Origin of the sequence: Burkholderia sp. LAS2 (assembly GCF_018417615.1) — a bacterium.
Classification (GTDB): domain Bacteria; phylum Pseudomonadota; class Gammaproteobacteria; order Burkholderiales; family Burkholderiaceae; genus Burkholderia; species Burkholderia sola.
Window position 1 is genome coordinate 3136653 of record NZ_CP071052.1, and the last position, 26798, is coordinate 3163450.

At 68.8% G+C, this 26798-nt stretch carries 20 protein-coding genes; 11 read left to right on the plus strand and 9 right to left on the minus strand.

What is annotated here, in order from left to right; all coding sequences use genetic code 11:
* Nucleotides 1–101: 101 nt before the first annotated feature.
* Nucleotides 102–854, minus strand: coding sequence for a class I SAM-dependent methyltransferase (locus JYG37_RS14535; RefSeq protein WP_213345530.1), 753 nt, complete (start codon nucleotides 852–854; stop codon nucleotides 102–104).
* Nucleotides 855–1078: 224 nt separating this feature from the next.
* Here JYG37_RS14535 and JYG37_RS14540 point away from each other — a divergent pair, with 224 nt between their 5' ends.
* Complete coding sequence (locus tag JYG37_RS14540) at nucleotides 1079–1888, plus strand: helix-turn-helix transcriptional regulator (protein ID WP_124554781.1); 810 nt, start codon at nucleotides 1079–1081, stop codon at nucleotides 1886–1888.
* 7 nt (nucleotides 1889–1895) lie between these two features.
* Here JYG37_RS14540 and JYG37_RS14545 read toward each other — a convergent pair whose 3' ends face one another.
* Nucleotides 1896–2891: a Csu type fimbrial protein gene (locus JYG37_RS14545; protein ID WP_050012037.1), complete on the minus strand. Its 996-nt coding sequence runs from the start codon at nucleotides 2889–2891 to the stop codon at nucleotides 1896–1898.
* A 298-nt stretch (nucleotides 2892–3189) separates the two neighbouring features.
* On the opposite strand from JYG37_RS14545, the gene JYG37_RS14550 reads away from it, so the two are divergent.
* The 5 genes from JYG37_RS14550 to JYG37_RS14570 all read left to right on the plus strand — a co-directional run bounded on the left by JYG37_RS14550 (nucleotide 3190) and on the right by JYG37_RS14570 (nucleotide 9142).
* Nucleotides 3190–3726 carry a Csu type fimbrial protein gene (locus JYG37_RS14550; protein ID WP_050012039.1) on the plus strand — a complete coding sequence of 179 codons (537 nt, stop codon included), beginning with the start codon at nucleotides 3190–3192 and terminating at the stop codon, nucleotides 3724–3726.
* 6 nt (nucleotides 3727–3732) lie between these two features.
* Nucleotides 3733–4443, plus strand: coding sequence for a fimbrial biogenesis chaperone (locus JYG37_RS14555; RefSeq protein WP_213345532.1), 711 nt, complete (start codon nucleotides 3733–3735; stop codon nucleotides 4441–4443).
* Between the two features lie 25 nt (nucleotides 4444–4468).
* Nucleotides 4469–6856 (plus strand): fimbria/pilus outer membrane usher protein, encoded by a 2388-nt coding sequence (locus JYG37_RS14560; RefSeq protein WP_213345534.1) that lies wholly within the window; start codon nucleotides 4469–4471, stop codon nucleotides 6854–6856.
* Between the two features lie 89 nt (nucleotides 6857–6945).
* On the plus strand, nucleotides 6946–8355 hold the full coding sequence (gene argH, locus JYG37_RS14565; protein WP_213345536.1) for an argininosuccinate lyase: 1410 nt from the start codon (nucleotides 6946–6948) through the stop codon (nucleotides 8353–8355).
* Nucleotides 8356–8458: 103 nt separating this feature from the next.
* On the plus strand, nucleotides 8459–9142 hold the full coding sequence (locus JYG37_RS14570; RefSeq protein WP_050012043.1) for an HAD family hydrolase: 684 nt from the start codon (nucleotides 8459–8461) through the stop codon (nucleotides 9140–9142).
* An 80-nt stretch (nucleotides 9143–9222) separates the two neighbouring features.
* Here JYG37_RS14570 and JYG37_RS14575 read toward each other — a convergent pair whose 3' ends face one another.
* The 5 genes from JYG37_RS14575 to apbC form a co-directional block, all read right to left on the minus strand.
* Nucleotides 9223–10041: a lysozyme inhibitor LprI family protein gene (locus JYG37_RS14575; protein WP_050012044.1), complete on the minus strand. Its 819-nt coding sequence runs from the start codon at nucleotides 10039–10041 to the stop codon at nucleotides 9223–9225.
* A complete protein-coding gene (locus JYG37_RS14580) occupies nucleotides 10041–12320 on the minus strand; it encodes an arginine/lysine/ornithine decarboxylase (protein ID WP_089488731.1) in 2280 nt (759 codons plus the stop codon). Before JYG37_RS14580 ends, JYG37_RS14575 begins: the two co-directional genes overlap by 1 nt.
* Nucleotides 12321–12401: 81 nt before the next feature.
* Entirely contained in the window at nucleotides 12402–12971 is a 570-nt protein-coding gene (dcd, locus tag JYG37_RS14585) for a dCTP deaminase (RefSeq protein WP_006398615.1), read from the minus strand.
* 112 nt (nucleotides 12972–13083) lie between these two features.
* Nucleotides 13084–13620, minus strand: a complete 537-nt coding sequence (gene sodC / locus JYG37_RS14590) for a superoxide dismutase [Cu-Zn] (protein WP_050012046.1) — start codon at nucleotides 13618–13620, stop codon at nucleotides 13084–13086.
* Nucleotides 13621–13753: 133 nt separating this feature from the next.
* The gene (apbC, locus tag JYG37_RS14595; protein WP_050012047.1) at nucleotides 13754–14845 is read right to left on the minus strand and encodes an iron-sulfur cluster carrier protein ApbC; all 1092 of its coding nucleotides are present in this window, start codon (nucleotides 14843–14845) and stop codon (nucleotides 13754–13756) included.
* Nucleotides 14846–15198: 353 nt separating this feature from the next.
* On the opposite strand from apbC, the gene JYG37_RS14600 reads away from it, so the two are divergent.
* Nucleotides 15199–15846 carry a YiaD family glycine zipper/OmpA-like lipoprotein gene (locus tag JYG37_RS14600; protein ID WP_050012048.1) on the plus strand — a complete coding sequence of 216 codons (648 nt, stop codon included), beginning with the start codon at nucleotides 15199–15201 and terminating at the stop codon, nucleotides 15844–15846.
* A gap of 379 nt (nucleotides 15847–16225) precedes the next feature.
* Nucleotides 16226–18382, plus strand: coding sequence for a methionine--tRNA ligase (metG, locus tag JYG37_RS14605; protein ID WP_050012049.1), 2157 nt, complete (start codon nucleotides 16226–16228; stop codon nucleotides 18380–18382).
* 90 nt (nucleotides 18383–18472) lie between these two features.
* Here metG and JYG37_RS14610 read toward each other — a convergent pair whose 3' ends face one another.
* Together JYG37_RS14610 and JYG37_RS14615 are read right to left on the minus strand one after the other, a co-directional pair.
* On the minus strand, nucleotides 18473–22513 hold the full coding sequence (locus tag JYG37_RS14610; RefSeq protein WP_213345538.1) for a translocation/assembly module TamB domain-containing protein: 4041 nt from the start codon (nucleotides 22511–22513) through the stop codon (nucleotides 18473–18475).
* Between the two features lie 39 nt (nucleotides 22514–22552).
* Nucleotides 22553–24367, minus strand: coding sequence for an autotransporter assembly complex protein TamA (locus JYG37_RS14615; protein ID WP_050012051.1), 1815 nt, complete (start codon nucleotides 24365–24367; stop codon nucleotides 22553–22555).
* 249 nt (nucleotides 24368–24616) lie between these two features.
* Here JYG37_RS14615 and JYG37_RS14620 point away from each other — a divergent pair, with 249 nt between their 5' ends.
* From JYG37_RS14620 to panC, 3 genes are all read left to right on the plus strand, one after another.
* Nucleotides 24617–24805 (plus strand): DUF3460 family protein, encoded by a 189-nt coding sequence (locus tag JYG37_RS14620; protein ID WP_006478107.1) that lies wholly within the window; start codon nucleotides 24617–24619, stop codon nucleotides 24803–24805.
* A 4-nt stretch (nucleotides 24806–24809) separates the two neighbouring features.
* Nucleotides 24810–25682, plus strand: a complete 873-nt coding sequence (locus tag JYG37_RS14625) for a segregation and condensation protein A (protein ID WP_021164248.1) — start codon at nucleotides 24810–24812, stop codon at nucleotides 25680–25682.
* Nucleotides 25683–25941: 259 nt separating this feature from the next.
* Nucleotides 25942–26781, plus strand: coding sequence for a pantoate--beta-alanine ligase (panC, locus tag JYG37_RS14630; RefSeq protein ID WP_089488927.1), 840 nt, complete (start codon nucleotides 25942–25944; stop codon nucleotides 26779–26781).
* Nucleotides 26782–26798 lie beyond the last annotated feature (17 nt).

Here is a 26798-nt window from a genome sequence, read left to right on the forward strand (position 1 = left end):
CGCCGGCCGGGATAACGAAAGCCGCGATACGCGTCGATGCGTATCGCGGCTTTTTTCATGCGGCGACGAAATGGCGCAACGGCGCAGCGCGCGCCGCACGCTCAGTGCGCGTCGATCAGCAACGCATCGTGCTCGAACGAACCGTCGGGCCGCACCGCGTAATAGCCGCGCACCTCGTCCGGCGCACGCGCCCACAGCGCGCGAATGCCTGCGACGCTGTCGGCCGGCGTGCGGATGCGCGCGACCCACGTGTCGAAATCGATCGGCAGCCGCCAGCGGCTGTGCACCTGCGCGTCGAAACCGGCGGTGCGGAACATCGCGAGCCATTCGTCCGCACGGTAGTCGCGCACGTGCGACGCGTCACGCAGCACTTCCGCGGCCTGCAGGTACGTATCGAGCAACGGATGGTCGTTGCCCGCGATGTCGATCATCAGCACGCGGCCGCCCGGCTTCAGCACGCGGCGCACCTCGGCGAGCGCCGCGCGAACGTCGTGCCAGTGATGCGCGCTCATCCGGCTCACGACCCAGTCGAACGTCGCGGTGTCGAACGGCAGCCGCTCGGCCGGCCCCTGCTGCGTGCGGATGTTCGCGAGCCCGCGCTCGCGCGCGGCCGCGTCGACGGTCGCGAGCATCGGCGCGGCGAGGTCGTACGCGACCACGTCGCGCACGTGCGGCGCGACCGCGAAGCTCGCGTGGCCGGCGCCGCAACCGAGGTCGAGCACCGCCGCATCGGGCGTCGCACGCACCGCGTCGGCGAGCGTCTGCAGGTCGGCGCCCGTCGCATGAACCGTGCTGGTCAGATAGGCGGCGGCCGTCGTGCCGAATGCGTCGGCGACCTGGTCGTGGTGTTTCATCGTTCGCTCCTGTCCTGGATGCAGTCGGCCGACCGACGCTTCGGCGCGCGATCCGGCCCCGTGCAACGTATTGTGGGGGACGCCCGCTGCCCTGCCAGCGCGCGAGCCGCTACAATAGGCCGGCGTGTGTACCAGTACAAGTTAAGCAGTTATTCTGGTATTCGATCCACCTGTCTGATCGTTCGATCGTTGCCGCGTTTTCGCTTCCACTTTGCCGTTTCCGCATGAGCCAACTCTCCTCCGCCCCCGTCCCGCCGCTCGACGCCACGCCTGCCCGCGCGCTCGGCGAATTCATCCGCGCCCACCGCGAGCGGCTGTCGCCGCAGGCCGTCGGCCTGCCGCCCGGCCCGCGCCGACGCACGCCGGGGCTGCGGCGCGAGGAAGTCGCGCAACTGTGCGGCGTCAGCCCGACCTGGTACACGTGGATCGAACAGGGTCGGCCCGTGTCGGCCTCGGCCGACGCGCTGGCCCGGATCGCGGTCGCGTTGCAGCTGTCGAAGGCCGAGCGCGCGTATCTGTTCGAGCTCGCCGCGCAGCGCGACCCGGCCGAGCCCGACGTCGCGGGCGGCGACCTGCCGCCGACGCTCGCCGCGACCGTCGCGGCGATCGCGACGCCCGCCTACGTGCTCGACCGACAATGGAACGCGCTCGCGTGGAATGCGCCGGCTGCCGCGCTCTTTTCCGGCTGGCTCGACGGCGAACACGACCGCAACCTGCTGCGTTTCACGTTCATGTCGCCGGCCGCCCGCACGCTGATCGTCGACTGGGAAACCCGCGCCCGGCGGCTCGCCGCCGAATTCCGCGCCGATGCGATCCGCCACCTGACCGATGCGCCGACGCGCGCGCTGATCGACGCGCTGACGGCCGGCAGCGACGCGTTCGCGCAGTACTGGGCGTCGCAGGACGTGTTCGAGCGCGAAGGCGGGCTGCGCGAATTCGACCATTCGGCCGACGGCCGCGTCGTGTATCAGCAGATCACGCTGAAGCCCGCGCACCGCGAGGACCTGAAGCTCGTCGTGCTGGTGCGCGACTGAGCGCGGCTCAGAAGCTGATCGTCGCGGTAATCGTGTCGCTGTAGTTGCCGGGCGCCGGCGTCGCTTGCGCGGGCACGCGGCCGTACACGGTGATCGCCTGCGCGAACCCGCTGCCGGTGCCGGTCGCCATCGACGTGCCGGCGGTGCCGTCGCCCCATGGCTGCGTGAAGCCGCTGTCCTGATAGAGCTGGTAGCTGACCGACCCGCCGCCCGCGCGCTGCATCGTGCGTGCGGCGACGTTGCCGCTGCCGCCGCCGTTCAACGCGATCCGGAATGCGTCGCCGTTCGTGCAGCGCGCGCTGATCGAGCCGCTCGCGGTCAGCGCCGACGCCAGCACGCCTGCCGGCGGAAACGCGACGCCGGTCGCGCTGATGATGCAGTTGTTGACGACGGTGGCGGTCGTCGTAACCGTCATCGTGCCGGCCGTCGACTGCGACACGCACGGTGTCGGCAGCACGCCGAGCAACGAAAAACTGTAGCTGTATGCGGCCTGGTTGCCGCTGAAACTCTGCGTATAGACGGTGCTGTCGTTGTTCACGGTCGGCACGGTCGGCTGGTTCGGCGCGATGCGGCCGTAGATGGTCACGTTCGCACTCGCGGACGTGCCGAGCGCCGGTTTCGTCAACGTCAGCGAGATCGGCGTCGTGCCGCTGCTCACGGCGCCCCAGGGCTGCGAATAGCCCGCATCCTGATACAGGTCGTACTGCATCTGGTTCGTCCCGTTGCTCAGGTAGCGCGGACTCGTGCCGCCGAGGTTCACGCACACCAGCACGCCGGTGTTCAGGCTCAGCACGTCCCACGTGCAGTTCACGGTCATCGTGGCCGTCGTCGTGTACGCCTGTTGCGTGATCGGGCTGACCGAGCCGAAGCTCGGCGCCGGCGGCGTCACCGTGCACGTATCCGCACGCGCGGGCATCCACGGCATGCCGAGCAGCGCGGCCAGCAGCAGGTACGCGAGCGCGCGCATCCAGCGGCGCGCCACGTCGAAGCCGTCATCCGCCATGCATCTCCCCGAAAAAAACCGTCCGCCCGATCGGGTTCGCGGACCGGGTCGCGCCGTCATCCGTATCGGTCCGCGCATCGATCGTTCGCACTGTTACTTGATCCATATCAATAGGCCGATGGAATCCGTCCGCCCCCCCCGGACAATGCCCGCCAGGTCGGCGTTTTCTCCATTGCGCGCGACCGAAGCGGTGGAGTAGTCTTCCTCCAACGACAGAGCGGTAACGGCGACCGGCAACAGACCACGCGGCAGGCACTCCGCGGCCGGGCGACCCCTTGAACGGCAGGAGACAATCATAATGATAGATTCCCGACGTCGTGTTTTTTCAGTCATGCTCGCAGCCACGTTCGCGTTCGCGCCGGTGCTGCAGCCCGTCACCGTTGCCGCAGTCTATTCGAACGGCACGGCCACCGCACAATTCAACGTCACGCTCACGATTCAGGCGAACTGCACGATCGCCGCGAACCCGCTTGCATTCGGCACGACCGGCGTGCTCGCGTCGACGCTCAACCAGCAGACGACGGTCTCCGTCACCTGCACGAACTCGACGCCCTACAACGTCGGGCTCGACGCCGGCACGGTGAGCGGCTCGACCGTCGCCAGCCGGCTGATGGGCGGCACCACGACCGGCAATACCGGCACGACGGTCGGCTACCAGCTCTATCAGGACTCGGGCCACTCGACGATCTGGGGCAATACGCAAGGCACCGACACGGTGGGCGGCACCGGCACCGGTTCCGCGCAGGTGCTGAACGTGTACGGCCAGGTGCCCGCGCAGGCGACGCCGAAGCCCGACACCTACCAGGCCTCGGTCACCGCCACCGTCTATTTCTAACGGGCCGTGCGATTGTTCCCGCGCGCGTTGGCCGCGCTGTACGTCGGATGGGCGGCGGCGGTCTCGCATGCCGCCACGCTGCAGATCACGCCCGTGACGATCGAGCTGCCGCCATCGGCGGCCGCCGCGAGCATGACGCTCAGCAACCCGGGCGGACGGCCGATCTACGGCCAGGTCCGCACCTATCGCTGGACGCAGGAAAACGGCACCGACGTGATGACGCCGACCGACGCGCTCGCCGCGTCGCCGCCGCTACTGCAGATCGACGCGAACGCCGAGCAGTTGATCCGGCTCGTACGCACGAGCCGCGGCACGCCGGCCGCCGAGGAGAGCTATCGCGTGCTGATCGACGAACTGCCCGCACCGGGCACGCCGGTCGACAACGGCGTGACGATCCGGCTGCGCTATTCCGTGCCCGTATTCGTCGAGCCCGATGCCGCGCCAGCGTCCCCGCGCCTCGACTGGCGCGTCGAACCCGACGGGACCGGCATGCGGCTCACGGTCGACAATCGCGGCGGACGGCGGGCGCAGATTTCCGCGGTCCGGCTGGTCGATGCGCGAGGCGGTGTCCACGAGGTCACGCGCGGGCTGCTCGGTTATGCGCTCGTGGGCAGTACGCGACGCTGGCCGCTCAAGCTCGACGCCGGCACGCCGTTCGTCAAGATCCAGGCGACCGTCAACGCGCAGCCGGTCGAAGCCCGGCTGACGGCGCCCTGAGCCACCCGAGCAGGATCGCACGACGGTGCCCGTGCCGACGCCGAGCAAGACCCTCCGGCCCGACTGCCCCGTACGACACGCCGGGCCCGGCCGGCCCACCGCCGCGCCGCTCGCGCTGGCGCTGATACTGGCGCTGCGCGCGCTCGCCGTATGCGCGCAGCCGGCGCCGGTGCCGCCCGCCGCCGCGTCCGAAGCCGCGGCGCAAGCCGACGGGCTGTATCTCGACGTGTCGCTCAATGGCGAACCGACGCACCGGATTGCCCGGTTCCGGCAGATCGACGGGCGGCTGTATGCGGCGTCCACCGACCTGAACGACCTGGGCATCGCGACCGGCGGCCCCGCGAACGCGCCGTCGAACACGCTCGTCGCGCTCGATACGCTCGCGGGGCTGCACTACGACTACGACGCCGGCCGGCAGACGCTCGACCTGCGCGTGCCCGATGCACTGCGGATTCCGCACACGTTCGATACGCGCGCGCTCGCCGCCGCGCCGCCGGCCACGTCCGGCCGCGGCTTCGTGCTGAACTACGATGCGTACGCGCAAACCGTCGCGCGCGCACCGCTCGCGGTCTGGAGCGAGGCGCGCTATTTCGATCCGGCCGGCGTACTCAGCAGCACCGGCATCGCGTACCTGTACGACGATCGCCGGCGCTACGTGCGCTACGACACGTCCTGGACCCGCTCGAATCCCGGCACGCTCACGACGACCCAGGTCGGCGACACGATTTCGTCGTCGCTGTCCTGGACGCGCTCGCTGCGCCTGGGCGGCGTGCAGTGGCGCAGCAATTTCGGCCTGCGCCCCGACCTCGTCACGTTTCCGGTGCCTGCACTGTCCGGCAGCGCGGTCGTGCCGACGTCGGTCGACCTGTACGTGAACAACGTGCGCCAGTTCAGCGGCAACGTGCCGAGCGGGCCGTTCGTGATCAACAGCGTGCCGGGCATCACCGGCGCGGGCAACGCGACGGTCGTCACGCGCGACGCGCTCGGCCGCGCGATCGCGACGTCGATTCCGCTGTACGTCGATACGCGCCTGCTCGCGCCCGGCCTCGCCAGCTATTCGGTCGAAGCCGGTTTCCTGCGCCGCGCGTACGGCACCGATTCGTTCGACTACGCGCGCACGCCGGCGGCGAGCGCCTCGCTGCGCTACGGGATCAGCGAGCGGCTGACCGTCGAAGCGCACGGGGAAGCGACGGCCGGCGTCTACAACGCCGGCGCCGGCGTGCTCGCGCGCCTCGGCGAGCGGGGCGTGGCGAACGCGTCCCTGGCGCTCAGCGCGCCGGGCAGGACCGGCGTGCAGGCCGGCATCGGCTACCAGTACGTGACGTCGCGCTTCTCGATCGACGCACAGACGCTGCGCGCATTCGGCGACTACGTCGACCTGGGCAGCCGCGAAGGCGTGCCGGTCTCGCGCGCCACCGATCGCGTGACGGTGTCGTTCCCGTTCCTGCGCGCGCAAACGCTGTCGTTCAGCTATCTGGCCCTCAAGTATCCGGGCGTCGCCGCGTCGCGGATCGGCTCGCTCGCTTACCTCGTCAACCTCGGCGGCCTGACCTCGATCACGTTCAGCGGCTTCCAGGACTTCCGGCAACGCGACGCGCGCGGCTTCTTCGTGAGCCTGAGCATCGGGCTCGGCGGCAACGCGTCCGTCTCCGCGAACGCCGGGCGGCAGAACGGCGAATCGACCTACACGCTCAACGCATCGCGGCCGCCCGACTACGGCGGCGGCTTCGGCTGGAACGTGCAGGCCGGCGCCAACGCGGGCACGCGCTACGGGCAGGGCCAGCTGCAGTATCTCGGCCGCGCCGGCCAGCTCACGCTGCTCGCGCAATCGTTCGACGGGCGCGGCAACGCGGCGGCCGACATCACGGGCGCGTTCGTGCTGATGGACGGCCGGGTGATGACGGCGCGCCGCGTCGACGACGGCTTCGCGCTCGTCTCGACCGACACGGGGCGCGTGCCCGTGCTGCACCAGAACCGGCCGATCGGCGCGACGGACCGGGCCGGCTACCTGCTGGTGCCCGACCTGAATGCGTACCAGAACAATCGCGTCGCGATCGACGGCAGCGCGCTGCCGGCCGACGCGCGGATCGCCGACACGACGCTCGACGTCGTGCCGCAGGCCCGCTCCGGCGTGCTCGCGCACTTCGCCATCACGCGCTACAGCGCCGCGTCGATCGCGCTGCACGCGCCGGACGGCACGCCGCTTCCGCCGGGACTCGCGGTCCGCCACGTCGAAAGCGGCCAGCGCACGATCGTCGGCTACGACGGCCTGACCTTCGTCGACGGCCTCGTCGAGACCAACCACCTGGAGATCTCCGGCAGCGGCCGCGACTGCACCGTCGAATTCGCGTACCGGCGGCCGGACGACGGCACGCTGCCGCGCATCGGCCCGCTGACCTGCGGCCCGCGGTAGCGCGCGCCGGCCGCCCGCTTCGCGAATGTTAGAATCGCGGGATTCCCTCGGCGGCCCACGGCCGCCCAACTCCCCTTCGAAGAATCGCCATGACGTCCCAACTGCACAAAAAGGGCGAGGCCTGGTCGGCCCGCTTCTCGGAACCGATGTCGGAGCTGGTCAAGCGCTACACGTCGTCGGTGTTTTTCGACAAGCGCCTCGCGCTCGTCGACATCGCCGGCTCGCTCGCGCACGCGAACATGCTCGCCGCGCAGAAGATCATCAGCGCCGACGACCTGGCCGCGATCGAACGCGGGATGGCGCAGATCAAAGGCGAGATCGAGCGTGGCGAATTCGAATGGCAGCTCGACCTGGAAGACGTCCACCTGAACATCGAGGCGCGCCTGACCGCGCTGATCAGCGATGCCGGCAAGCGCCTGCACACGGGCCGCTCGCGCAACGACCAGGTCGCGACCGACATCCGCCTGTGGCTGCGCGGCGAGATCGACCGCATCGGCGGCCTGCTGAACGACCTGCGCGGCGCGCTGATCGACCTCGCGGAACAGAACGCCGACACGATCATGCCGGGCTTCACGCACCTGCAGGTCGCGCAGCCGGTCACGTTCGGCCACCACCTGCTCGCGTACGTCGAGATGTTCTCGCGCGACGCGGAACGCATGCGCGACTGCCGCACCCGCGTGAACCGCCTGCCGCTCGGCGCGGCCGCGCTCGCGGGCACCAGCTACCCGATCGACCGTCATGCAGTGGCGAAAACGCTCGGCTTCGACGGCATCTGCGCGAACTCGCTCGACGCGGTGTCCGATCGCGACTTCGCGATCGAATTCACGGCGGCGTCCGCGCTCGTGATGACGCACGTGTCGCGCTTCTCCGAAGAACTCGTGCTGTGGATGAGCCCGCGCGTCGGCTTCATCGACATCGCCGACCGCTTCTGCACCGGCAGCTCGATCATGCCGCAGAAGAAGAACCCGGACGTGCCCGAACTCGCGCGCGGCAAGACCGGCCGCGTGAACGGCCACCTGATGGCGCTGCTCACGCTGATGAAGGGCCAGCCGCTCGCGTACAACAAGGACAACCAGGAAGACAAGGAACCGCTGTTCGACACGGTCGACACCGTCGCCGACACGCTGCGGATCTTCGCGGAAATGGTCGCCGGCATCACCGTGAAGCCGGATGCGATGCGCGCGGCCGCGCTGCAGGGCTTCTCGACCGCCACCGACCTCGCCGACTACCTGGTCAAGCGCGGCCTGCCGTTCCGCGACGCGCACGAAGCCGTCGCGCACGCGGTGAAGATCTGCGACGACCGCGGGATCGACCTCGCCGACCTGACGCTCGACGAAATGAAGCAGGAGCTGCCGAACGTCGCGCACCTGATCGGCGACGACGTGTTCGGCTACCTGACGCTCGAAGGGTCGGTCGCGAGCCGCAACCATCCGGGCGGTACCGCGCCCGACCAGGTGCGCGCGGCCGTCAAGGCTGCCCGCGCCGCGATCGGCAAGTAACGGCCCGCCGTCCCGGACGGACGCCTTCGGCGTCCGTTTTTCATTCGGGCGGCCGTCGCGCCGCCCGTCGCTTCCCCGCTTCACCGCTTCACGGACGCCCACGATGACCTTCTCCGCCGCGCTCTTCGACATGGACGGCCTGCTCGTCGATTCCGAGCGGACCATCATGAACACGTGGATCGACGTGTCGAACGCGCACGGCGTCGTGCTGACCGAGATCGATTACCTGCAGATCGTCGGCCGCTCGTTCGCCGAAGGCCAGGTGATCCTCGCGCGGCTGATCGGCGACGCCGACACGTTCGACGCGGTGCGCATCCGCGTGCGCGAGCAACTCGCCGCCCCCGAACCCCATCCGAAGTTTCCGCTGAAGTCGGGCGCGCTCGCGCTGCTCGAAACGCTCGCGCAGGCCGGCATTCCGTGCGCGGTCGCGTCGTCGTCCGCGCGCGACGTGATCCGTGCGCGGCTCGACGCGGTCGGCGTGCTGCCGTTCTTCCGCGCGATCGCGGGCGGTGACGAAGTCGCGCGCGGCAAGCCCGACCCGGCCGTCTACCGGCTCGCGGCCGAGCGTCTCGGCGTGCCGGCGCACGCGTGCGTCGCGTTCGAGGACAGCGACTTCGGCGCGCAGTCGGCCGCCGGCGCCGGCGCCGCGGTCGTCACCGTGCCCGACCTGAAAGCGCCGACGCCCGACATCGTCGCGCTGAGCCTGCACGTGCTCGCGTCGCTCGACGACGCGGTCGCGCTCGTGCCGTCGTGGTTCGGGCTGCAGGGCATGTCGCAGCCCGCGTAGGCGATACACCGCTCCAACGCAAAACGGGCACCCGAGGGTGCCCGTTTCATCATGTCGCCGCAGTCAAAAGCGGCGCGCCTTTACCGATTGCCGGCCGTCTCCGACAGCCGCTTCATCGTCGCGATGCGCGCGCCGATCAGGTCGACGCGTCCGTCCTCGCCGACGAGCGGCGCCGTCGCATCGCGGAACGCCACCCACGCGCGCTGCGCGCGCACGAGCGTCGCGGCCGAATGCGCGGGCATCTTGCGGTGCAGCTTCTGGTAATAGCGGTTCAAGTCGAATAACGCGTGTTCGCATGCGGCGTCCTGCGCGCACGGCCGCACGCGGCGGATCGCCGGATCGCGCGGCGCATTCGCCGGCTTGGCGCCGGCCGGCGCGACCCCACCGGCACCGCCCTGCGCACCGCTCGTCGCCGCGACCGGCACGGCGGCGGGCGGCGGCGCATAGCGATCGGCCGCGCCGCGCAGCGCCAGCGCGCGATCGCGCACCGGCTGCAACTGCAGGTCGGCGCTCGACATCGCATACGCGGTGCCGCGCGTCGTGTCGTACACGGCCTTCAGCAGCAGCACTTCGTCCTTGCGCCACGTGAGCCAGCGGCGCTGGCTGTCCTGCCAGCCGCGCTTCGCGTCGGCCGGCGCATCCTTCAACAGGCGCTGGTACGCGCCGTCCATCACGGCCTGCCACTGCTGCTGCGCTTCGCCCATGCACTGGATCTGCCCGGCCGGCGACGACCGATCGCGCCGCGCGAGGCATTGCCGCATCGCGACGTCGATCGGGTCGGCCGCCGCGACTTCCGCATGGGCGACACTCGCGCCCGCGAGCGCCGCCAATCCTGCCGCCCAGACGACGAGCGCGGCCAGCGCCGCGCGCATCGTCCGGATTCGTCCGTGCGCCGCCATCAGTCGCGCACGCAGTCGACGAAGTACTCGACGCGGCCGTTCACCTCTTCCGCGACGAGGCCGTGGATGTCGGTGTGGAAGCCCGGGAAGCGTTCGTTGAAGTCGCGCGCGAACCGCAGGTAGTTCACGATCGTCTTGTTGAAGCGCTCGCCCGGGATCAGCAGCGGAATGCCCGGCGGGTACGGCGTGAGCAGGATGCTCGTCACGCGGCCTTCGAGCTCGTCGAGCGGCACGCGGTCGATCTTGCGGTGCGCGAGCTTCGCGAACGCGTCCGACGGCTTCATCGCCGGTTCCATGTCCGACAGGTACATCTCCGTCGTCAGGCGGGCGATGTCGTTCGCGCGGTACACGTCGTGGATTTGCGTGCACAGGTCGCGCAGGCCGACGCGCTCGTAGCGCGGATGCTGCGCGACGAATTCCGGCAGCACGCGCCACAGCGGCTGGTTGTTGTCGTAGTCGTCCTTGAACTGCTGCAGCTCGGTCACCATCGAGTTCCAGCGACCCTTCGTGATGCCGATCGTGAACATGATGAAGAACGAGTACAGGCCGGTCTTCTCGACGATGATCCCGTGCTCGGCCAGGTACTTCGTGACGATCGCGGCCGGAATGCCGGTCTCGCCGAACTCGCCGTCGACGTCGAGCCCCGGCGTGATGATCGTCGCCTTGATCGGGTCGAGCATGTTGAAGCCTTCCGCGAGCGGGCCGAAGCCGTGCCAGTGGTCGTTCGGCTTCAGCATCCAGTCTTCGCGCGACCCGATACCTTCCTCGGACAGGTTGTCCGGCCCCCACACGCTGAAGAACCAGTCGTCGCCGTATTCGGCGTCGACCTTGCGCATCGCGCGGCGGAAGTCGATCGCCTCGGCGATCGATTCCTCGACGAGCGCGGTGCCGCCCGGCGGCTCCATCATCGCGGCCGCGACGTCGCACGACGCGATGATCGCGTACTGCGGGCTCGTCGACGTGTGCATCAGGTACGCCTCGTTGAAGCGGTGCTTGTCGAAGGTGCGGTTCTCCGAATCCTGCACGACGATCTGCGACGCCTGCGAAATGCCCGCGAGCAGCTTGTGCGTCGAGTGCGTCGCGAACACGAGCGCGCCGGTGCGCGGACGGCCGTCGCCGATCGCGTGCATGTCGCGGTAGAAATCGTGGAACGTCGCGTGCGGCAGCCACGCTTCGTCGAAGTGCAGCGTGTCGAGCAGGTCGCCGAGCAGGTCCTTGATCATCTCGACGTTGTAGACGACGCCGTCGTACGTGCTCTGCGTGATCGTCAGGATCCGCGGCTTCATGTCCGGGTTCTGGCGCAGCGCCTCGCGCGCGAACGGGTTCGCCTCGATCTTCCGGCGGATGTTCTCCGGCTTGAATTCGTCGCGCGGGATCGGCCCGATGATGCCGAAATGGTTGCGCGTCGGCGTGAGGAACACGGGGATCGCGCCCGTCATCGTGATCGCGTGCAGGATCGACTTGTGGCAGTTGCGGTCGACCAGCACGATGTCGCCCGGTGCGACCGTCGCGTGCCAGACGATCTTGTTCGACGTCGACGTGCCGTTGGTCACGAAGAACAGGTGATCGGCGCTGAAGATGCGCGCCGCGTTGCGCTCGGACGCCGCGACCGGGCCGGTGTGGTCGAGCAGCTGACCGAGTTCGTCCACCGCGTTGCAGACGTCCGCGCGCAGCATGTTCTCGCCGAAGAACTGGTGGAACATCTGGCCGAGCGGGTTCTTCAGGAACGCGACGCCGCCCGAGTGCCCGGGGCAGTGCCACGAGTACGAGCCTTCGTCCGCGTACTTCACCAGTTCCTTGAAGAACGGCGGCGCGAGCGAATCGAGATAGACCTTCGCCTCGCGGATGATGTGGCGCGCGACGAACTCCGGCGTGTCCTCGAACATGTGGATGAAGCCGTGCAGTTCGCGCAGGATGTCGTTCGGCAGATGGCGCGACGTGCGCGTCTCGCCGTACAGGAAGATCGGGATGTCCGCGTTGCGGCGGCGCACTTCGGTGACGAACGCGCGCAGCTCGATGATCGCGGTCGCGAGCTCCGGCAGCTCGCCGTCCGGGCCGGTTTCGCCGAGCATGAGTTCGTCGTCGTCGATCGACAGGATGAAGCACGACGCGCGGCTCGATTGCTGCGCGAACGACGTCAGATCGCCGTAGCTCGTGAGGCCGAGGACTTCGACGCCCTCCTTCTCGATCGCTTCGGCCAACGCCCGGATGCCGGAGCCCGAGATGTTCTCGGAGCGGAAATCTTCGTCGATGATGACGACGGGGAAACGAAACTTCATGGGCGATTCTCCAAAAAGAACGACCGCGGCGCGTCACGCGCAGCGGTCACCCGGAAACTGGTGAGACGTTATGCAACCAGATCAGGTTTTCGGCAGCGTGACACCGCGCTGCCCCTGATACTTGCCGCCGCGATCGGCGTACGACACGTCGCACACCTCGTCGCTTTCGAAGAAGAGCACCTGCGCGACGCCTTCGTTCGCGTAGATCTTCGCGGGCAACGGCGTGGTATTCGAGAATTCCAGCGTGACGTAGCCTTCCCATTCGGGTTCGAACGGCGTCACGTTGACGATGATCCCGCAGCGCGCATAGGTCGACTTGCCGAGGCAGACGGTCAGCACGGTGCGCGGGATGCGGAAATATTCGACGGTGCGGGCCAGCGCGAACGAATTCGGCGGGATGATGCACACATCGCCCTTGAAATCGACAAACGAACCCTCGTCGAAGTTCTTCGGATCGACGATCGTCGAGTTGATGTTCGTGAAGATCTTGAATTCGTCCGCGCAGCGGATGTCGTAGCCGTAGCTCGACGTGCCGTAGCTGACGATCCGGCGGCCGTCCTCGGACGCGCGGACCTGATCGGGCACGAACGGCTCGATCATCTTGTGCTCTTCGGCCATGCGCCGAATCCATTTGTCGGACTTGATGCTCATATCTGGGCGCCTGGAAACGCTGCGTGACAATCAGGGAGGGCCGCTCGCGCGAGGCGGCGGCCGGGAAAGGCGGACATTTTACGCGATCATCGGCCCACGCACGCGGCGGCCGTCAACGGATCACGCCGCAAGCCAGCGCAGGCCCCGCGCCATGCTGCGAAAACGCGGGGTCGCTCGCGTCGCGGTGCACCAGCGCCGCGCGGTTCATCGCCGAGCGCACGCCATCGAGGGCCAGATCGGGCGCGACGATGAAGCCGGCCGCGACGCCGTTCGCATCCGCGTGGATGTTGCCGAGATCGCCGGCGACGCGCGCGCCCGCGCGCAACCGGTCGGCGGCCGGCGCGAACACCTGGCCGGCGCTCGAGCCGTCGCCCGCGTTGCAATCGCCGCGTTCGTGCACCTGCAGCGCGTGATCGCTGTTCGGCGGCAGGCCGACCAGGTTGTAGGTGACCTGCACGCCGTCCGGGCGCTCGACGAACGTCACCGCGCCACGCGCCTGCGAGCCGACCGTCGGCTGCAGTTGCGCGTCGGCCCGTTTTTCGTGCGACGAGGAAAAGGAGGTACAGCCGGCCAGCAGGCCCAGCGCGGCGGCGGCCAGCAGCGCGCGCCGCGCGCGGCCGGCGCGCACGCCGTGATGTCGTTGTTTCATTCGATCCTCATGCCGGCTGGCGACCGTTCGAGACGACGGCCGCGCCGGGCGGGTAAAGGGACCCGGGAAAAGTCGCCATGATACCGCGCCTCGCGGCGCAGCAAACAGCGTGAGGCCCCGCCCCGCAAGGGTTTTACGTATTTTGAACAACGATCGACGGGAACTTCGACGTCATGTCGCGCGATCGCTCGGCAATCGCCAGCGCGACCCCACGCGCGATGTCGCGGTAACGACGCGCGAGCGCGCCTTCGGGATCGGCCGCGACCGTCGGCGTGCCGCTGTCGGCGCGCTCGCGGATCGCGATGTCGAGCGGCAGGCTGCCGAGCACGGTCACGTCGTAATCCTTCGCCATCCGCTCCGCCCCGCCGGCGCCGAAGATGTGCTCCTCGTGGCCGCAGTTCGAGCAGACGTGGATGCTCATGTTCTCGACGATGCCGAGGATCGGGATCCCGACCTTCTCGAACATCTTCAGCCCCTTCTTCGCGTCCAGCAGCGCGATGTCCTGCGGCGTCGTGACGATCACCGCGCCGGTGACGGGCACGCGCTGCGCGAGCGTGAGCTGGATGTCGCCCGTGCCCGGCGGCATGTCGACGATCAGGTAGTCGAGCTCGCGCCAGTTGGTCTGGCGCAGCAGCTGCTCGAGCGCGGACGTGGCCATCGGGCCGCGCCACACCATCGGGTTGTCTTCCTCGATCAGGAAGCCGATCGAGTTCGCCTGCAGCCCGTGGCCGACCAGCGGGTTCATCGACTGGTTGTCCGGCGACTCGGGGCGCTGGCCGTGGATGCCGAGCATCGTCGGCAGCGACGGGCCGTAGATGTCGGCGTCGAGAATGCCGACCGACGCGCCTTCCGCGGCGAGCGCGAGCGCGAGATTGACGGCCGTCGTGCTCTTCCCGACCCCGCCCTTGCCCGACGCGACCGCGACGATGTTCTTCACATTCGGCAACAGCTTCACGCCGCGCTGTACCGTATGCGCGACGATCTCCTGCGACACGGCGACGCGCGCGTCGCGCACGCCCGGCACGGCCTGGAGCGCTGCGGCGACGCGCGCGCGCACGTCGTCGTGCTGGCTGCGCGCCGGATAACCGAGCACCACGTCGAGCGCCACGACATCGCCGTCGATCGCGACGTTGCGCACGCCCTTGTTCGCCGCGTACGGGCGGCCGGTATTGGGGTCGACGACTGCCGCCAGCGCGGCGTCGACTTGGGCCCGGTCAATGCTCATCGAAACTCCGTGAAAACGTTTTTCTCGCGCGCAAAACGTCAAAAAATATCAAATTCCGCGGCGAAATTCGGGAAAAGTGAAAGAATCTGTTGCACGCCATTGCGCGAACGCGCGACCCGGCGCACTCTTCGCGTGCGGCATGCTATAGGGCCAAATCGGCCACTCACCGCCTATATTGTAGAGGCTGACGCGTCGCACTGCCCGAACAGCCACGCTGACGGACAGGGCATGCGAGCGCCTCGGCGGCTGCCGCGAGCGCCGGCCGGCCTTCCTTTTTCGGACGGCCCGCGCAGGGAGCCATCACTGTTGTTTGTCGTCGTTGTCGACTCGTTCAACCAAGAGAGGAATCCAAGATGAACATGAAAATCGCGACTCGCCTGTCCGTCTTCGCACTCGCCGGCGCGCTGCTGGCAGGCTGCGCCACGCAGCAAGGTAACAACACGGCCGTCGGTACCGGCACGGGTGCGGCGCTGGGCGCGGGCATCGGTGCACTGGCCGGTGGCGGCAAGGGCGCGGCGATCGGCGCGGGCGTCGGCGCACTGGTCGGCGGCGTGACGGGTTACAACTGGCAAGCGATCAAGAACAAGCTCGCGCCTTCGGCAGCGCAGACAGGCACGCAGGTCACCGAGCAGCCGGACGGCTCGCTGAAGCTGAACGTGCCGAGCTCGGTCACGTTCGCGACGAACCAGTACGCGATCACGCCGGCGTTCACGCCGCTGCTGAACGACCTGGCGACCACGCTGAACCAGAACCCGCAAGTGACGGCGTCGATCGTCGGCTACACGGACAGCACGGGCTCGGCGCAGCTGAACCAGACGCTGTCGCAGAATCGCGCGCAAAGCGTCGTGAACGCGCTCGTGCAGCGCGGCGTGAACGGCGGCCGTCTGTCCGCGCAAGGCATGGGCCCGTCGAACCCGATCGCGGACAACGCGACCGAAGCCGGCCGCGCGCAGAACCGCCGCGTCGAGATCTACCTGCGCGCGCCGCAACAGCATCAATAAGCGCGACCACGAGAGGAAATGTGCGGGCGCCGCGCCCGCACTGCCCCGCCTGACAAGGCGTTGGGCGGGGCCGGTAACAAATCGAAAAAATTTTCGAACTTCTGTCGCAGGCCGTGGTCAGTATTTACGGTACGCGGCTGGTGTTGCCGGCGCGTCACCATTCTCCTCTTGTCGTTGTTGCTCCGGGGCCGTATCCGCCCCGGTTTTTTTTGCCCGCAGAATTCGTGTTGCGCTGCAGCACAACCCCCCCCGGCACGCCGCGCGGGCGCCCCTGCCCGTTCCGGCGCCCGGTCCGCGGCGCCCGCCCGCCGCGCTGGCCCGCGCCCCTGCTAGAATCGCGGTTTCCCGTCGTTTTTCCCGCTGTTCTTCTCCAGACACTATGTCCGCATCCGACCTCACCTCCGTGCAGGCTGCGGCGCCGCAAGGCAGCCGCCAGATCCTCGTTACGTCCGCACTGCCCTATGCCAACGGGCAGATCCACATCGGCCACCTGGTCGAGTACATCCAGACCGACATCTGGGTGCGGACGCTGCGAATGCATGGCCATGAGGTCTACTACATCGGCGCCGACGATACGCACGGCACGCCGGTCATGCTGCGCGCGGAGAAGGAAGGCGTGACGCCGAAGCAGCTGATCGACCGCGTGTGGACCGAGCACAAGCGCGACTTCGACAGCTTCGGCGTGTCGTTCGACAACTTCTACTCGACCGATTCGGACGAGAACCGCGTGCTGAGCGAGAAGATCTATCTCGCGCTGCAGGAAGCCGGCCTGATCGCCGAACGCGAAATCGAGCAGGCCTACGATCCGGTCAAGGAAATGTTCCTGCCGGACCGCTTCATCAAGGGCGAGTGCCCGAAGTGCCACGCGAAGGACCAGTACGGCGACAGCTGCGAAGTGTGCGGCTCGACGTACCTGCCGACCGAACTGCTGAACCCGTATTCGGTCGTGTCGGGCGCGACGCCGGTGCGCAAGACCTCGAAGCACTACTTCTTCCGCCTGTCCGACCCGCGTTGCGAATCGTTCCTGCGCGAATGGGTGAGCGGCCTCGCGCAGCCCGAAGCGACCAACAAGATGCGCGAATGGCTCGGCGACGCCGGCGAAGCCAAGCTCGCCGACTGGGACATCTCGCGCGACGCGCCGTACTTCGGCTTCGAGATCCCGGGCGCGCCCGGCAAGTATTTCTACGTGTGGCTCGACGCGCCGGTCGGCTACTACGCGAGCTTCAAGAACCTGTGCGACCGTAACGGCATCGATTTCGACGCGTGGATCCGCCCGGGCTCGACGGCCGAGCAGTATCACTTCATCGGCAAGGACATCCTGTACTTCCACACGCTGTTCTGGCCCGCGATGCTCGAGTTCTCGGGCCATCGCACGCCGACCAACGTGTTCGCGCACGGCTTCCTGACCGTCGACGGCGCGAAGATGTCGAAGTCGCGCGGTACGTTCATCACCGCGCAGAGCTACATCGACACGGGCCTGAACCCCGAGTGGCTGCGCTACTACTTCGCGGCGAAGCTGAACGCGACGATGGAAGACATCGACCTGAACCTCGACGACTTCCAGGCGCGCGTGAACAGCGATCTCGTCGGCAAGTACGTGAACATCGCGAGCCGCGCAGCCGGCTTCCTGATCAAGCGCTTCGACGGCCGCGTGCAGGACAGCGCGATGAATCATCCGCTCGTCGCGAAGCTGCGCGATGCGATTCCGCAAATCGCCGCGAGCTACGAAGCACGCGAATACGGCCGCGCGCTGCGCCACACGATGGAGCTCGCTGACGAAGTGAACGCGTACGTCGACGGCGCGAAACCGTGGGATCTCGCGAAGGATCCGGCCAACGCGGTCGCGCTGCACGAAACCTGCAGCGTGAGCCTCGAGGCGTTCCGCCTGCTGTCGCTCGCGCTGAAGCCGGTGCTGCCGCGCGTCGCCGAAGCGGTCGAGGCGTTCTTCGGGATCGCGCCGCTCGCGTGGGCCGATGCCGCAAAGCCGCTGTCGTCGGCGCAGCCGATCAAGGCGTACCAGCACCTGATGACGCGTGTCGACGCGAAGCAGCTCGAAGCGCTGCTCGCCGCGAACCGCGATTCGCTGCAGGCCGAGGCAACGGGTGCGGCCGCCGCGAGCGCGAACGCCGCGAAGGATGCGAAAAACAACGCGAAGGCGAACGCGAAGCCGGCCGCCGCGAACGGCGCCGACGATGCACCGATCTCGATCGACGATTTCGCGAAGATCGACCTGCGCATCGCGAAGATCGTCGCGTGCCAGGCCGTCGAGGGCTCGGACAAGCTGCTGCAGCTCACGCTCGACGTCGGCGAGGAAAAGACCCGCAACGTGTTCTCGGGCATCAAGTCCGCGTACCAGCCCGAGCAGCTCGTCGGCAAGCTGACGGTGATGGTCGCGAACCTCGCGCCGCGCAAGATGAAGTTCGGCCTGTCCGAAGGGATGGTGCTCGCCGCGTCGGCCACCGACGAGAAGGCGGAACCGGGCCTCTACATCCTCGAGCCGCATAGCGGCGCGAAGCCGGGCATGCGCGTGAAGTAAGCGAAACGCGCTGCTGCTGGCGCAAAAAAGCCCCGCACGGTTTGAATCGTGCGGGGCTTTTTTATCGCTGTCCGGTACGCCGGCCCTCCGTCACCGCTGCCCGAACCACCGGTCGAAGCGCCGCGTGTAGTTCAAGTCGACGCCCTGGAACGTGCCGCCGTACGCGGACACCGACCAGAAGCGCGTCAGGTTGATCGTCGCCTTGAACGCGTTGCTCGCCGATTGCAGCCCCTGCTCGAAGCCGAGCACGAACCGCTCGTTGATCGCCTTCGACACCAGCACGACCTGCGGATCGGTCAGTCCGACTTCGCTGCGGCCGACCGACACCTCGTCGAGACCGAAGGTCTGCGCGACCCGCTTGCCGGTCACGCTGCCGAGCAGCCCGAGCGCCGCCGTCATCGCCCCCTGCTGACCGACGTTGTTGCCCTGGTCGGTGCCGTGCCCGAACAGCAGCCACGACAGCTTTTCGTTGTCCGTCACGTTCGGCTCCGACACGAGCTTGACCGTCGGCGACTGGATCGTCCCCGTCACCTGCACGCCGGCCTCGACCTCCTGGTTGCGCCGCATCGCGAGGATGTTGACGCCGGGGTTCGCCACCGGGCCGTTGAACGTGAAGAAGCCGTTCTCGACCGCGAGCTTGCGGCCGAACGTCGTGTACGTCGAGCCCTCGGTCACGCGCACGTTGCCGATCGCGCGCAGCGGCACGCCCGGCGCGCTCATCACGGTGATCGTGCCGCGCAGCCCGAGATCCGCACCGTGGCCCTTGAAGCGGAAGTTGTTGCCGAGCCCGACGTCGATGTTCGCGCGCGGCGCCAGCGACGGCGCCGGCTTGTTCTCGACCGGCTTCGGCTTCGCGGCCGCGGTGCCGGTGGGCGTCTCGCCGCGCACCGTGCCGTCCGGCTGCACGATCACGACGTCGTCCGACAGATGCGGCGCCGATTGCTCGGGCAGGTCGAACAGCGCGCGATCGACGACGAACTTGCCGTCGATCGCCAGCGCGCCGCGCGGCCCGTCGTTCGCGACGGTGGCCTTGCCCGACAGCGACAGCTTGCGATCCGGCGCCGCGAACAGTTCGAGCTTGTCCGCGACGATGCTCGCGGTCAGGTCCGGCGCCTCGCCGTCGAGGCGCACGCGGCCGAGCGCGCGCAGCGTGCCGTCGCCGCCGTGAAACTCGACCTGCTGGAATTCGACGAGGTTGTCCGACAGCTTCACGCGCACGATGCCGTCCTTCAACTGGACGCCCTGGTCGATCAACGTCGCGGACAGCTCGTCGCCCGTCAGCGTCCCCGACAAGTTCGGTTTCACCGGCGTGCCGGACACCGTCAGCTTCAGCGCCGCGCGTCCGCCGAGCAGGTAGCTCGGGCCGAACAGGTTGCCGGTGGTCTTCAGCGCCGGGATGTCGGCATCGATGCGGCCCGACAGCGGACCGTCGTCGACGATGCCGAACACGCCGTCGCGCAGCGCGAACGGCACCGTGACGTTCGCGTCCAGCGTGCCGATCCGGCTCGCCTTCGCGAGCCCGGTCACGTTGAGCCGGTTGCCGGGCGCGAAGCTCGCGCGGGCGGACAGGTCGGTCAGGCCGAGCGACGCGATGCCGCGCCCGGTCTCGATCGTCACGTCGCCGCCACGACGCTTCACCTGCACGTAGCCCGTCGCGTTCGCGCCGAGCGAGAAATCCCAGTCGGCATCGAGCACGACGTCGGTGCGCATCGGCGGCCGCTGGCCGGTCAGCACCTGGCGAACCTCGAGGAAACGCGCGACCGATGCGCCGGTCACCGAACCGGCCGAGCGCATCTGGCCGCGATCGAATACGAACGATTTCAGGTCGATCGCCGCGCCTTCGAGCGTGAGCCGCGTCGCGCCGAGCGTCACGCGGCCGGCGCCGGCCGATATCGTCAGCGGCGCCTGCAGCGCGAGCGCCGGCGTGCCGCGATTCGCGAGCCGCGTGACGGTGCCGTCCCAGCGCATGCCGTCGCGGTTCTCGACCACGCCGCCGTTCGCCGCCAGCGTCAGGTCGATCACGCGGCCGCCGGCCATTCCGAGCGCCGACGCGTCGAGCGTGTGCTTCGCGCGCGTGCCGTCGAGGTTCGCGCGCAACGACTTCAGCTTGAACGAGCCGAGCGCGATGTCGGCCGCGTCGGCCGTGAACACGAGCGCGCCGTGCGCGCCGTCGCGGATGTCCGCGCGGCCCTGGGCGGTGCCGATCCGGTTCGAACCGACGACGACGTGCTCGGCCTTGTAGGTGGCCGTCACGTTCGGATGCGCGAAGCTGCCGGTCAGGTCGCCCTGCGCCTGCACGAGCCCTTCGACGCCGAAGCCGAGCCGGTCGAGCTGCGGCGCGTCGACGACGAAGCGCAGCCGGTCGCCGGGTGCGCCGAAGCTGCCGCGCAGGTCGACGTGGTTGCCGGCGATCGACAGGTTCGCGTTGCTCGGCAGAATTCGTGAGCCGGCGAGCTGCACGACGCCGGCGCCGGTCAGCGGCACGCCGTCGTACAGGCTGTCGGCGAGCTTGAAGGTCGCCTTCGTCGATACCTGCGGCGCGAACGCGCCCGACGCGGTCAGCGTGCCGGACACGCGCGTCTCGCCGCGCTTGGCCGGCGCCTTGGCCGCTTTCGCAGGCGCCTTGCCGCCCGCCTTCGGCGCGCTCATCGCGGCGAGCAGCAGCGGATCGAACGCGGTCAGTGTCGCCTTCGCGTCATAGGTCGAATGCGCGTCGTGGCGGAACACGCCCGTCAGGTCGATGCGGCCCTTGCCCGCAGTCACGCGCGTATCGGTCAGCACGGTCTGCTGCTGCGTCAGCGCGACCTTGGCCCGCGCGCCGAGCGCGAGCTTCGGGTCGTTCAGGTTGAAATCGACGGTCGTCACGTCGCCCGCGAGCGTGACGCCGAGCGGGCCGCCGAGGCGCATCGGTCGCAGCTCGGCGACGAACGCGTTCAGGTCGAGGTTCGCGATCTTCAGGTCGAAGCGGCCCTTGCCGCCCGCGAGCATGCCGCCGCCGGTCACGCTGCCGTCGCGGATCAGTTTCAGCGCGAGACCGTCGATGCGCTGCGCGTGCGCGTCGAGATGCACGCTCGCGTGCGCGTCGATCACCGGCAGCAGATGGTCGCCGAGCGTGCCGGGTTTCGCGTTGACGATCGACACCGGGCCCGTCACCGCGAAGCCCTTCGCGGGCGCCGCGCCGGCCGGCGCGCTCACCGGCGCGAGTTCCGCGCGCACCGCGAGATCGGCCGCAGGCGCGCCGGGCGACAGCGCCTGCGGGTTCACGTGGTCGAACGCGAGCGACGCACGCGTGAGCGGCACCGTGCCGAACGGCGCGGCCTCGACGTGCGCGCGCCCGTTCAGCTTCATCCCGCTCGCGGAGACGTCGGCGACGAGCGCTTCGAGCGACCCCGACACGTTCGCGCTCGCGTTGACCGGTTCATCGGCGAGTTTGCCCACGTAGGTGGCGTCGCCCGTCAGCGCGAACGGCTTCACGCCGTCGAGCTTCGCGCGCGCGGTCAGCGCGCCGTACGGCGTATCGACGCCGTCGAGCACGAGTTCATGGTGGCGGCCGTCGCTGCGGCCGTTCAGCGCGAGATGGTCGAGCTGCGTCGTCGACGTGCCTTCGTGAATGGCGAGACGAGCGACGCGCAGGTCGTCGATCCGCACCTGCAGCGGCAGGCTCAGATTCTGCGGCGTCGTACTCGGCGTCGACGGCCCCGGCACGATCCGCACGTCGATCGTGCCGGCGCGCAGATAGGCGACAGACAGCCGCCACGGCGCGCGCGTCAGTGCCCAGAGGCCGTCGAGCCGGTCGATGCGGACCTCGGTGCCGGTGCCGTCGGGGCTGGTCCATGCGAACCCGCGCAAGCGCACGCCGGTCGCGAGCGAGCCGCCTTCGAGCGTGCCCGCGAGCCGCGTGCCCAGCACCTTGCCGGCTACCTGCCACGCGAGCCGCGTGCCGCGCTCGGTCGTCACCGCGCCCAGCACGAGCCCCGCCACCAGCACGACGAGCAGCACGACCGTCGCGAGCGTCCACGCGACGACCCGCCACGCGCGGCCGCGGCGCGGCACGCGCGGCGGCGTGCCGGGCGCGCCGTCGGGCGAATCCGGATCGTGAGGCGGCGGCGTGTCGTTCGGGTCCTTCGTCATGCGGTTCGTCGTGCGGTCGTCGTCAATAGGGCGGCAGGTTCAGAAAGCGATGCCGAGCGTCAGGTACGGGCGCACGCTGTGGTTGCGCAACCCGTACGCGACGTCGACGTTGATCGGGCCGACCGGGCTGCGCCAGCGCGCACCGACGCCCACGCCCGGGTAGAACACGCGCTCGCCCCACGCATCGGTCGCGGTGCCGATGTCGAAGAACGTCGCGGCGCCCCAGTCGCGGTTGAACCAGTGCTGGTATTCGGCCGTCCCCGTCATCAGGTACTTGGTCGGCAAGACGGAGCCGTCGACGCTGTTGCCGATGCTCTGGTAGCCGTAACCGCGCACCGAATTCGAGCCGCCGGCGCGGAACAGCAGCGACGCCGGCACGCCGGTCGAACTGCCGCTCGTGAACACGCCGCCGAGCTCCGCGCGGAACACGAACAGGTCGCGCTTGCCGATCGGCAAATACTGCTGCCCGCGCGCGTAGCCGCGGATGAAGGTTTCGTCGGCCAGCACGTGCTTGACCGCGAAGCCGGCCTCCGCGTGAATCAGGTTGCCCGAGCGCGGAAACAGCGGATCGTCGACGTTGCGGCGGGTCCACGCCCACTGCGGCACCAGCGCGCGGCTCGTGGTCGGCCCCGCGCCGTTCTGGTCGAGCCGGTCCTGGTAGTACATCAGCGAATACGCATAATCGATGAACTGGCCGGTGCGCGTGCGCTGCACGCCGACCCGCGCGCTGTAGATGCGCGTGTCCGACACGTTGGTGTTCGTGTACGACGCGAGCACGCTGTTGGTCCAGCCCTTCTCGCCCGGCGGCATCGACAGCTGGACCTGCCCGTACTGCTGGATCTGGTCGACCCGGCCCGACACGGTCAGCGGCCACGCGGCGCCGAACGTGTCGAGATACGTATAGGAACCCTGCACGTGCGGCCCGGTGTCGGTCGCGAAGCCGACGCCGCCGCGGATATTGTTGTACGGAAACTCGCTGACCTTCACGTGCACGGGCGTGCGATCGGGTTTCGACGTATCGTCGCCGACGTCGATCGCGACGCTCGCGTAGTACGGCGTGTTCTGCAACTGCCGCTGCAGTTCGGTGATCCGCCGCACGTCGTAGATCTCGCCTTCCGACAGCGGATTGACGTTCGTGACGATCCTTTCCGGATAACGGCGCACGCCGTCGACGTCGACCTTGCCGATCGTGAACGTCGGACCGCTGTCGAACGCGACCGCGAGCGTCGCGCGCTGCGTGCGCGGATCGATGCGCGCCTCGGACGACGCGATCTTCGCGCCGAGATAGCGGCGCGACTGCAGTTGCCGGAGCGCCGCACCCTTCGCGTCGTCCCAGTCGGACTGCGTGAACGGGTCGCCCGGCTTCATCGAGAACGCGAACCGCGTCGCGGTCTCCTGCTTCGGATCCTCGGTTTCCACCGGCCCCTTGAACGTCAGGTCGACCGTCGACACGACGGTCTGCTTGCCCGGATCGACCGCGATGCGCACGTCGCGCTTGCCGTCGCGGGTGCGCACGTCGGTGCGCACGACCGGCGAGAAATAGCCGGCCGTCGCGGCCAGGTCGCGCACCTGCTGCGGCGTGGCGGTCACGAGGAAGTCGAACTGGTCGTCGCTGATGTCGTCGCGCTTCGCGAAGCGGGCGATGTCGAGATGCGTCTTCAGGAGCTTGCGGATCGAGCGCGGCGCGTCGATGTCGACGTCGTACTTCGCGTGGGCCGGCAGCGCGAAGCACGCGGCCAGGCAACCCGCGAGGGCCGCCCGCGCGACGCGGGCCGCGGCGTCGGCGCGATCGCGTGCCGCGCGCCGGCCCGCGTGATGCGCCGTGTGTGCTTGCTGGTTCGACTGCCCCGCCAAATATGACCTCGCCGTCCTGGAGTGTTACGGTTTCGTGGAAAACCCTGTATTTGACCACAGGGCGCCGACGTCACGGCCAAACGATTGTGAAAGAGTGCCAAGGCCGCGGCAGGGCCACCGCACGACGCCCGCCAGCGCCGGCCCGCGGATTCGACGCTCGATTGGCGCCGGCTGTTCCCCGCGATGCGGTAAAATCCCGCCATCGAGAATCCGGCGCATCGTGCGCCGCCCGAAACGGAAGATCCAGCCATGCCGTACCAGTCCGACGTCACGCAGTTCCTGAACCAGCTCAAGCAGCAGAAGCCGACGCTCGAGGAAGAGCAACGCAAGGGCCGTTCCCTGCTGTGGGACAAGCAGCCGATCGATCTCGAAGAGCGCGCCGAGCAGCAGGAATCGCGCGTGAAGCAAACGTCGTACGTCTACTACCAGAACTTCTGACGACGTGAGCGCCGCCGACGAGGCCAGCGCCGCCCGGCAGGACGACGCGATCGCCGCGCCCGCGGGCGCCGATTCGACGCCCGACACGGTCGACGGTGTCGCGGCGTTCGCTCGCCTGTACGGCGAGCCGCTGTTCAAGCTGCCGCAGGATCTGTACATCCCGCCCGACGCGCTCGAGGTGTTCCTCGAGACGTTCGAAGGCCCGCTCGACCTGCTGCTGTACCTGATCCGCAAGCAGAACTTCAACGTGCTCGACATCCCGATGGCGCAGGTCACCGCGCAATATCTGGGCTACGTCGACCAGATCCGCACGTCGAACCTCGAGCTCGCGGCCGAGTACCTGCTGATGGCCGCGATGCTGATCGAGATCAAGTCGCGGATGCTGCTGCCGGTCAAGAAGGCCGACACCGGCGAGGAAGCCGAGGATCCGCGCGCCGAACTCGTGCGCCGGCTGCTCGAGTACGAGCAGATGAAGCTCGCCGCGCAGCGGCTCGACCAGTTGCCGCAGCTTGGCCGCGATTTCCTGCGCGCCGAGGTCTACATCGAGCAGAGCGTCACGCCGCGCTTTCCCGACGTGAATTCGGACGACCTGCGCGCCGCGTGGGCCGACGTGCTCAAGCGCGCGAAGCTCGTCCAGCACCACAAGATCTCCCGCGAGGAGCTGTCGGTGCGCGAACACATGAGCCTGATCCTGCGCCGGCTGCAGAACGCGCGCTTCATGGAATTCGCCGAGCTGTTCGACACGTCGCGCGGCGTGCCGGTCGTCGTCGTGAACTTCATCGCGATGCTCGAACTCGCGCGCGAATCGCTGCTCGAGATCACGCAGGCCGAACCGTTCGCGCCGATCTACGTGCGTCTCGCTTACCTGCCCGCGTAAGGGCCGCCCCGCCGCTCCCCGTTCCCCGGTGTATCCCGACGCTCGACGCTTCGCCGCCGCGAATGGCCGTCCGGCGGGTATCCGGCACGTCCCACTATAAAGTGAACGATCGTTCTTTTATCGATGCGTCGCGCGGCCAAATCCTCTACAATCCGCCGACACCCGATGCGCCGCCCGCGCGCCGGCGTTCTCCGCTTCGACCCCGATGCCGCTGCCGCGGCGTCAACGCGCGCCTGCGCGAGGAACCCGCTACCCGATCATGAAAGTCATCAGCTCGATCCAGGAACTGCGCGACCAGCTGCGCGGACAGAACCGCACGGCGTTCGTGCCGACGATGGGCAACCTGCACGAAGGGCACCTGTCGCTGATGCGCCTCGCGCGCCAGCACGGCGACCCGGTCGTGGCGAGCATCTTCGTCAACCGGCTGCAATTCGGCCCGAACGAGGATTTCGACAAGTACCCGCGCACGCTCCAGGACGATATCGAGAAGCTGCAGCAGGAAAACGTGTACGTGCTGTTCGCGCCGACCGAGCGCGACATGTACCCTGAGCCGCAGGAATACCGCGTGCTGCCGCCGGACGATCTCGGCGGGATCCTCGAGGGCGAGTTCCGGCCCGGCTTCTTCGCCGGCGTGTGCACGGTCGTCACGAAGCTGATGTCCTGCGTGCAGCCGCGCGTCGCCGTGTTCGGCAAGAAGGACTACCAGCAGTTGATGATCGTGCGCCGGATGTGCCAGCAGCTCGCGCTGCCGGTCGACATCATCGCCGCCGAAACCGTGCGCGACGACGACGGCCTCGCGCTGTCGTCGCGCAACCGCTACCTGACGACCGACGAGCGCAACGAAGCGCCCGAACTGGCGAAAACGCTGCAGCGCGTGCGCGACAGCGTGCTCGGCGGCGAACGCGATCTCGGCAAGCTCGAGCAGCATGCGCACGCGCACCTGGCCGAACGCGGCTGGGTGCCCGACTACATCGCGATCCGCCGCCGCGCGAACCTGATCGCCCCGAGCGCAGCCGAACTCGAAGCCGGCGAACCGCTCGTCGTGCTCGCGGCCGCGAAGCTCGGCGCGACGCGCCTCATCGACAACCTGGAAATCTGACGCGCGGCCCGCCGCGC

Coding starts and splice junctions, on each gene's coding strand:
- JYG37_RS14580 (WP_089488731.1), bottom strand. CDS start 12,320: ATGAAGTTTCGTTTCCCCGTCGTCATCATCGACGAAGATTTCCGCTCC.
- argH (WP_213345536.1), top strand. CDS start 6,946: ATGACGTCCCAACTGCACAAAAAGGGCGAGGCCTGGTCGGCCCGCTTC.
- panC (WP_089488927.1), top strand. CDS start 25,942: ATGAAAGTCATCAGCTCGATCCAGGAACTGCGCGACCAGCTGCGCGGA.
- JYG37_RS14575 (WP_050012044.1), bottom strand. CDS start 10,041: ATGGCGGCGCACGGACGAATCCGGACGATGCGCGCGGCGCTGGCCGCG.
- sodC (WP_050012046.1), bottom strand. CDS start 13,620: ATGAAACAACGACATCACGGCGTGCGCGCCGGCCGCGCGCGGCGCGCG.
- JYG37_RS14610 (WP_213345538.1), bottom strand. CDS start 22,513: ATGACGAAGGACCCGAACGACACGCCGCCGCCTCACGATCCGGATTCG.
- JYG37_RS14535 (WP_213345530.1), bottom strand. CDS start 854: ATGAAACACCACGACCAGGTCGCCGACGCATTCGGCACGACGGCCGCC.
- JYG37_RS14545 (WP_050012037.1), bottom strand. CDS start 2,891: ATGGCGGATGACGGCTTCGACGTGGCGCGCCGCTGGATGCGCGCGCTC.
- JYG37_RS14540 (WP_124554781.1), top strand. CDS start 1,079: ATGAGCCAACTCTCCTCCGCCCCCGTCCCGCCGCTCGACGCCACGCCT.
- JYG37_RS14620 (WP_006478107.1), top strand. CDS start 24,617: ATGCCGTACCAGTCCGACGTCACGCAGTTCCTGAACCAGCTCAAGCAG.
- dcd (WP_006398615.1), bottom strand. CDS start 12,971: ATGAGCATCAAGTCCGACAAATGGATTCGGCGCATGGCCGAAGAGCAC.
- metG (WP_050012049.1), top strand. CDS start 16,226: ATGTCCGCATCCGACCTCACCTCCGTGCAGGCTGCGGCGCCGCAAGGC.
- JYG37_RS14570 (WP_050012043.1), top strand. CDS start 8,459: ATGACCTTCTCCGCCGCGCTCTTCGACATGGACGGCCTGCTCGTCGAT.
- JYG37_RS14600 (WP_050012048.1), top strand. CDS start 15,199: ATGAACATGAAAATCGCGACTCGCCTGTCCGTCTTCGCACTCGCCGGC.
- JYG37_RS14550 (WP_050012039.1), top strand. CDS start 3,190: ATGATAGATTCCCGACGTCGTGTTTTTTCAGTCATGCTCGCAGCCACG.
- apbC (WP_050012047.1), bottom strand. CDS start 14,845: ATGAGCATTGACCGGGCCCAAGTCGACGCCGCGCTGGCGGCAGTCGTC.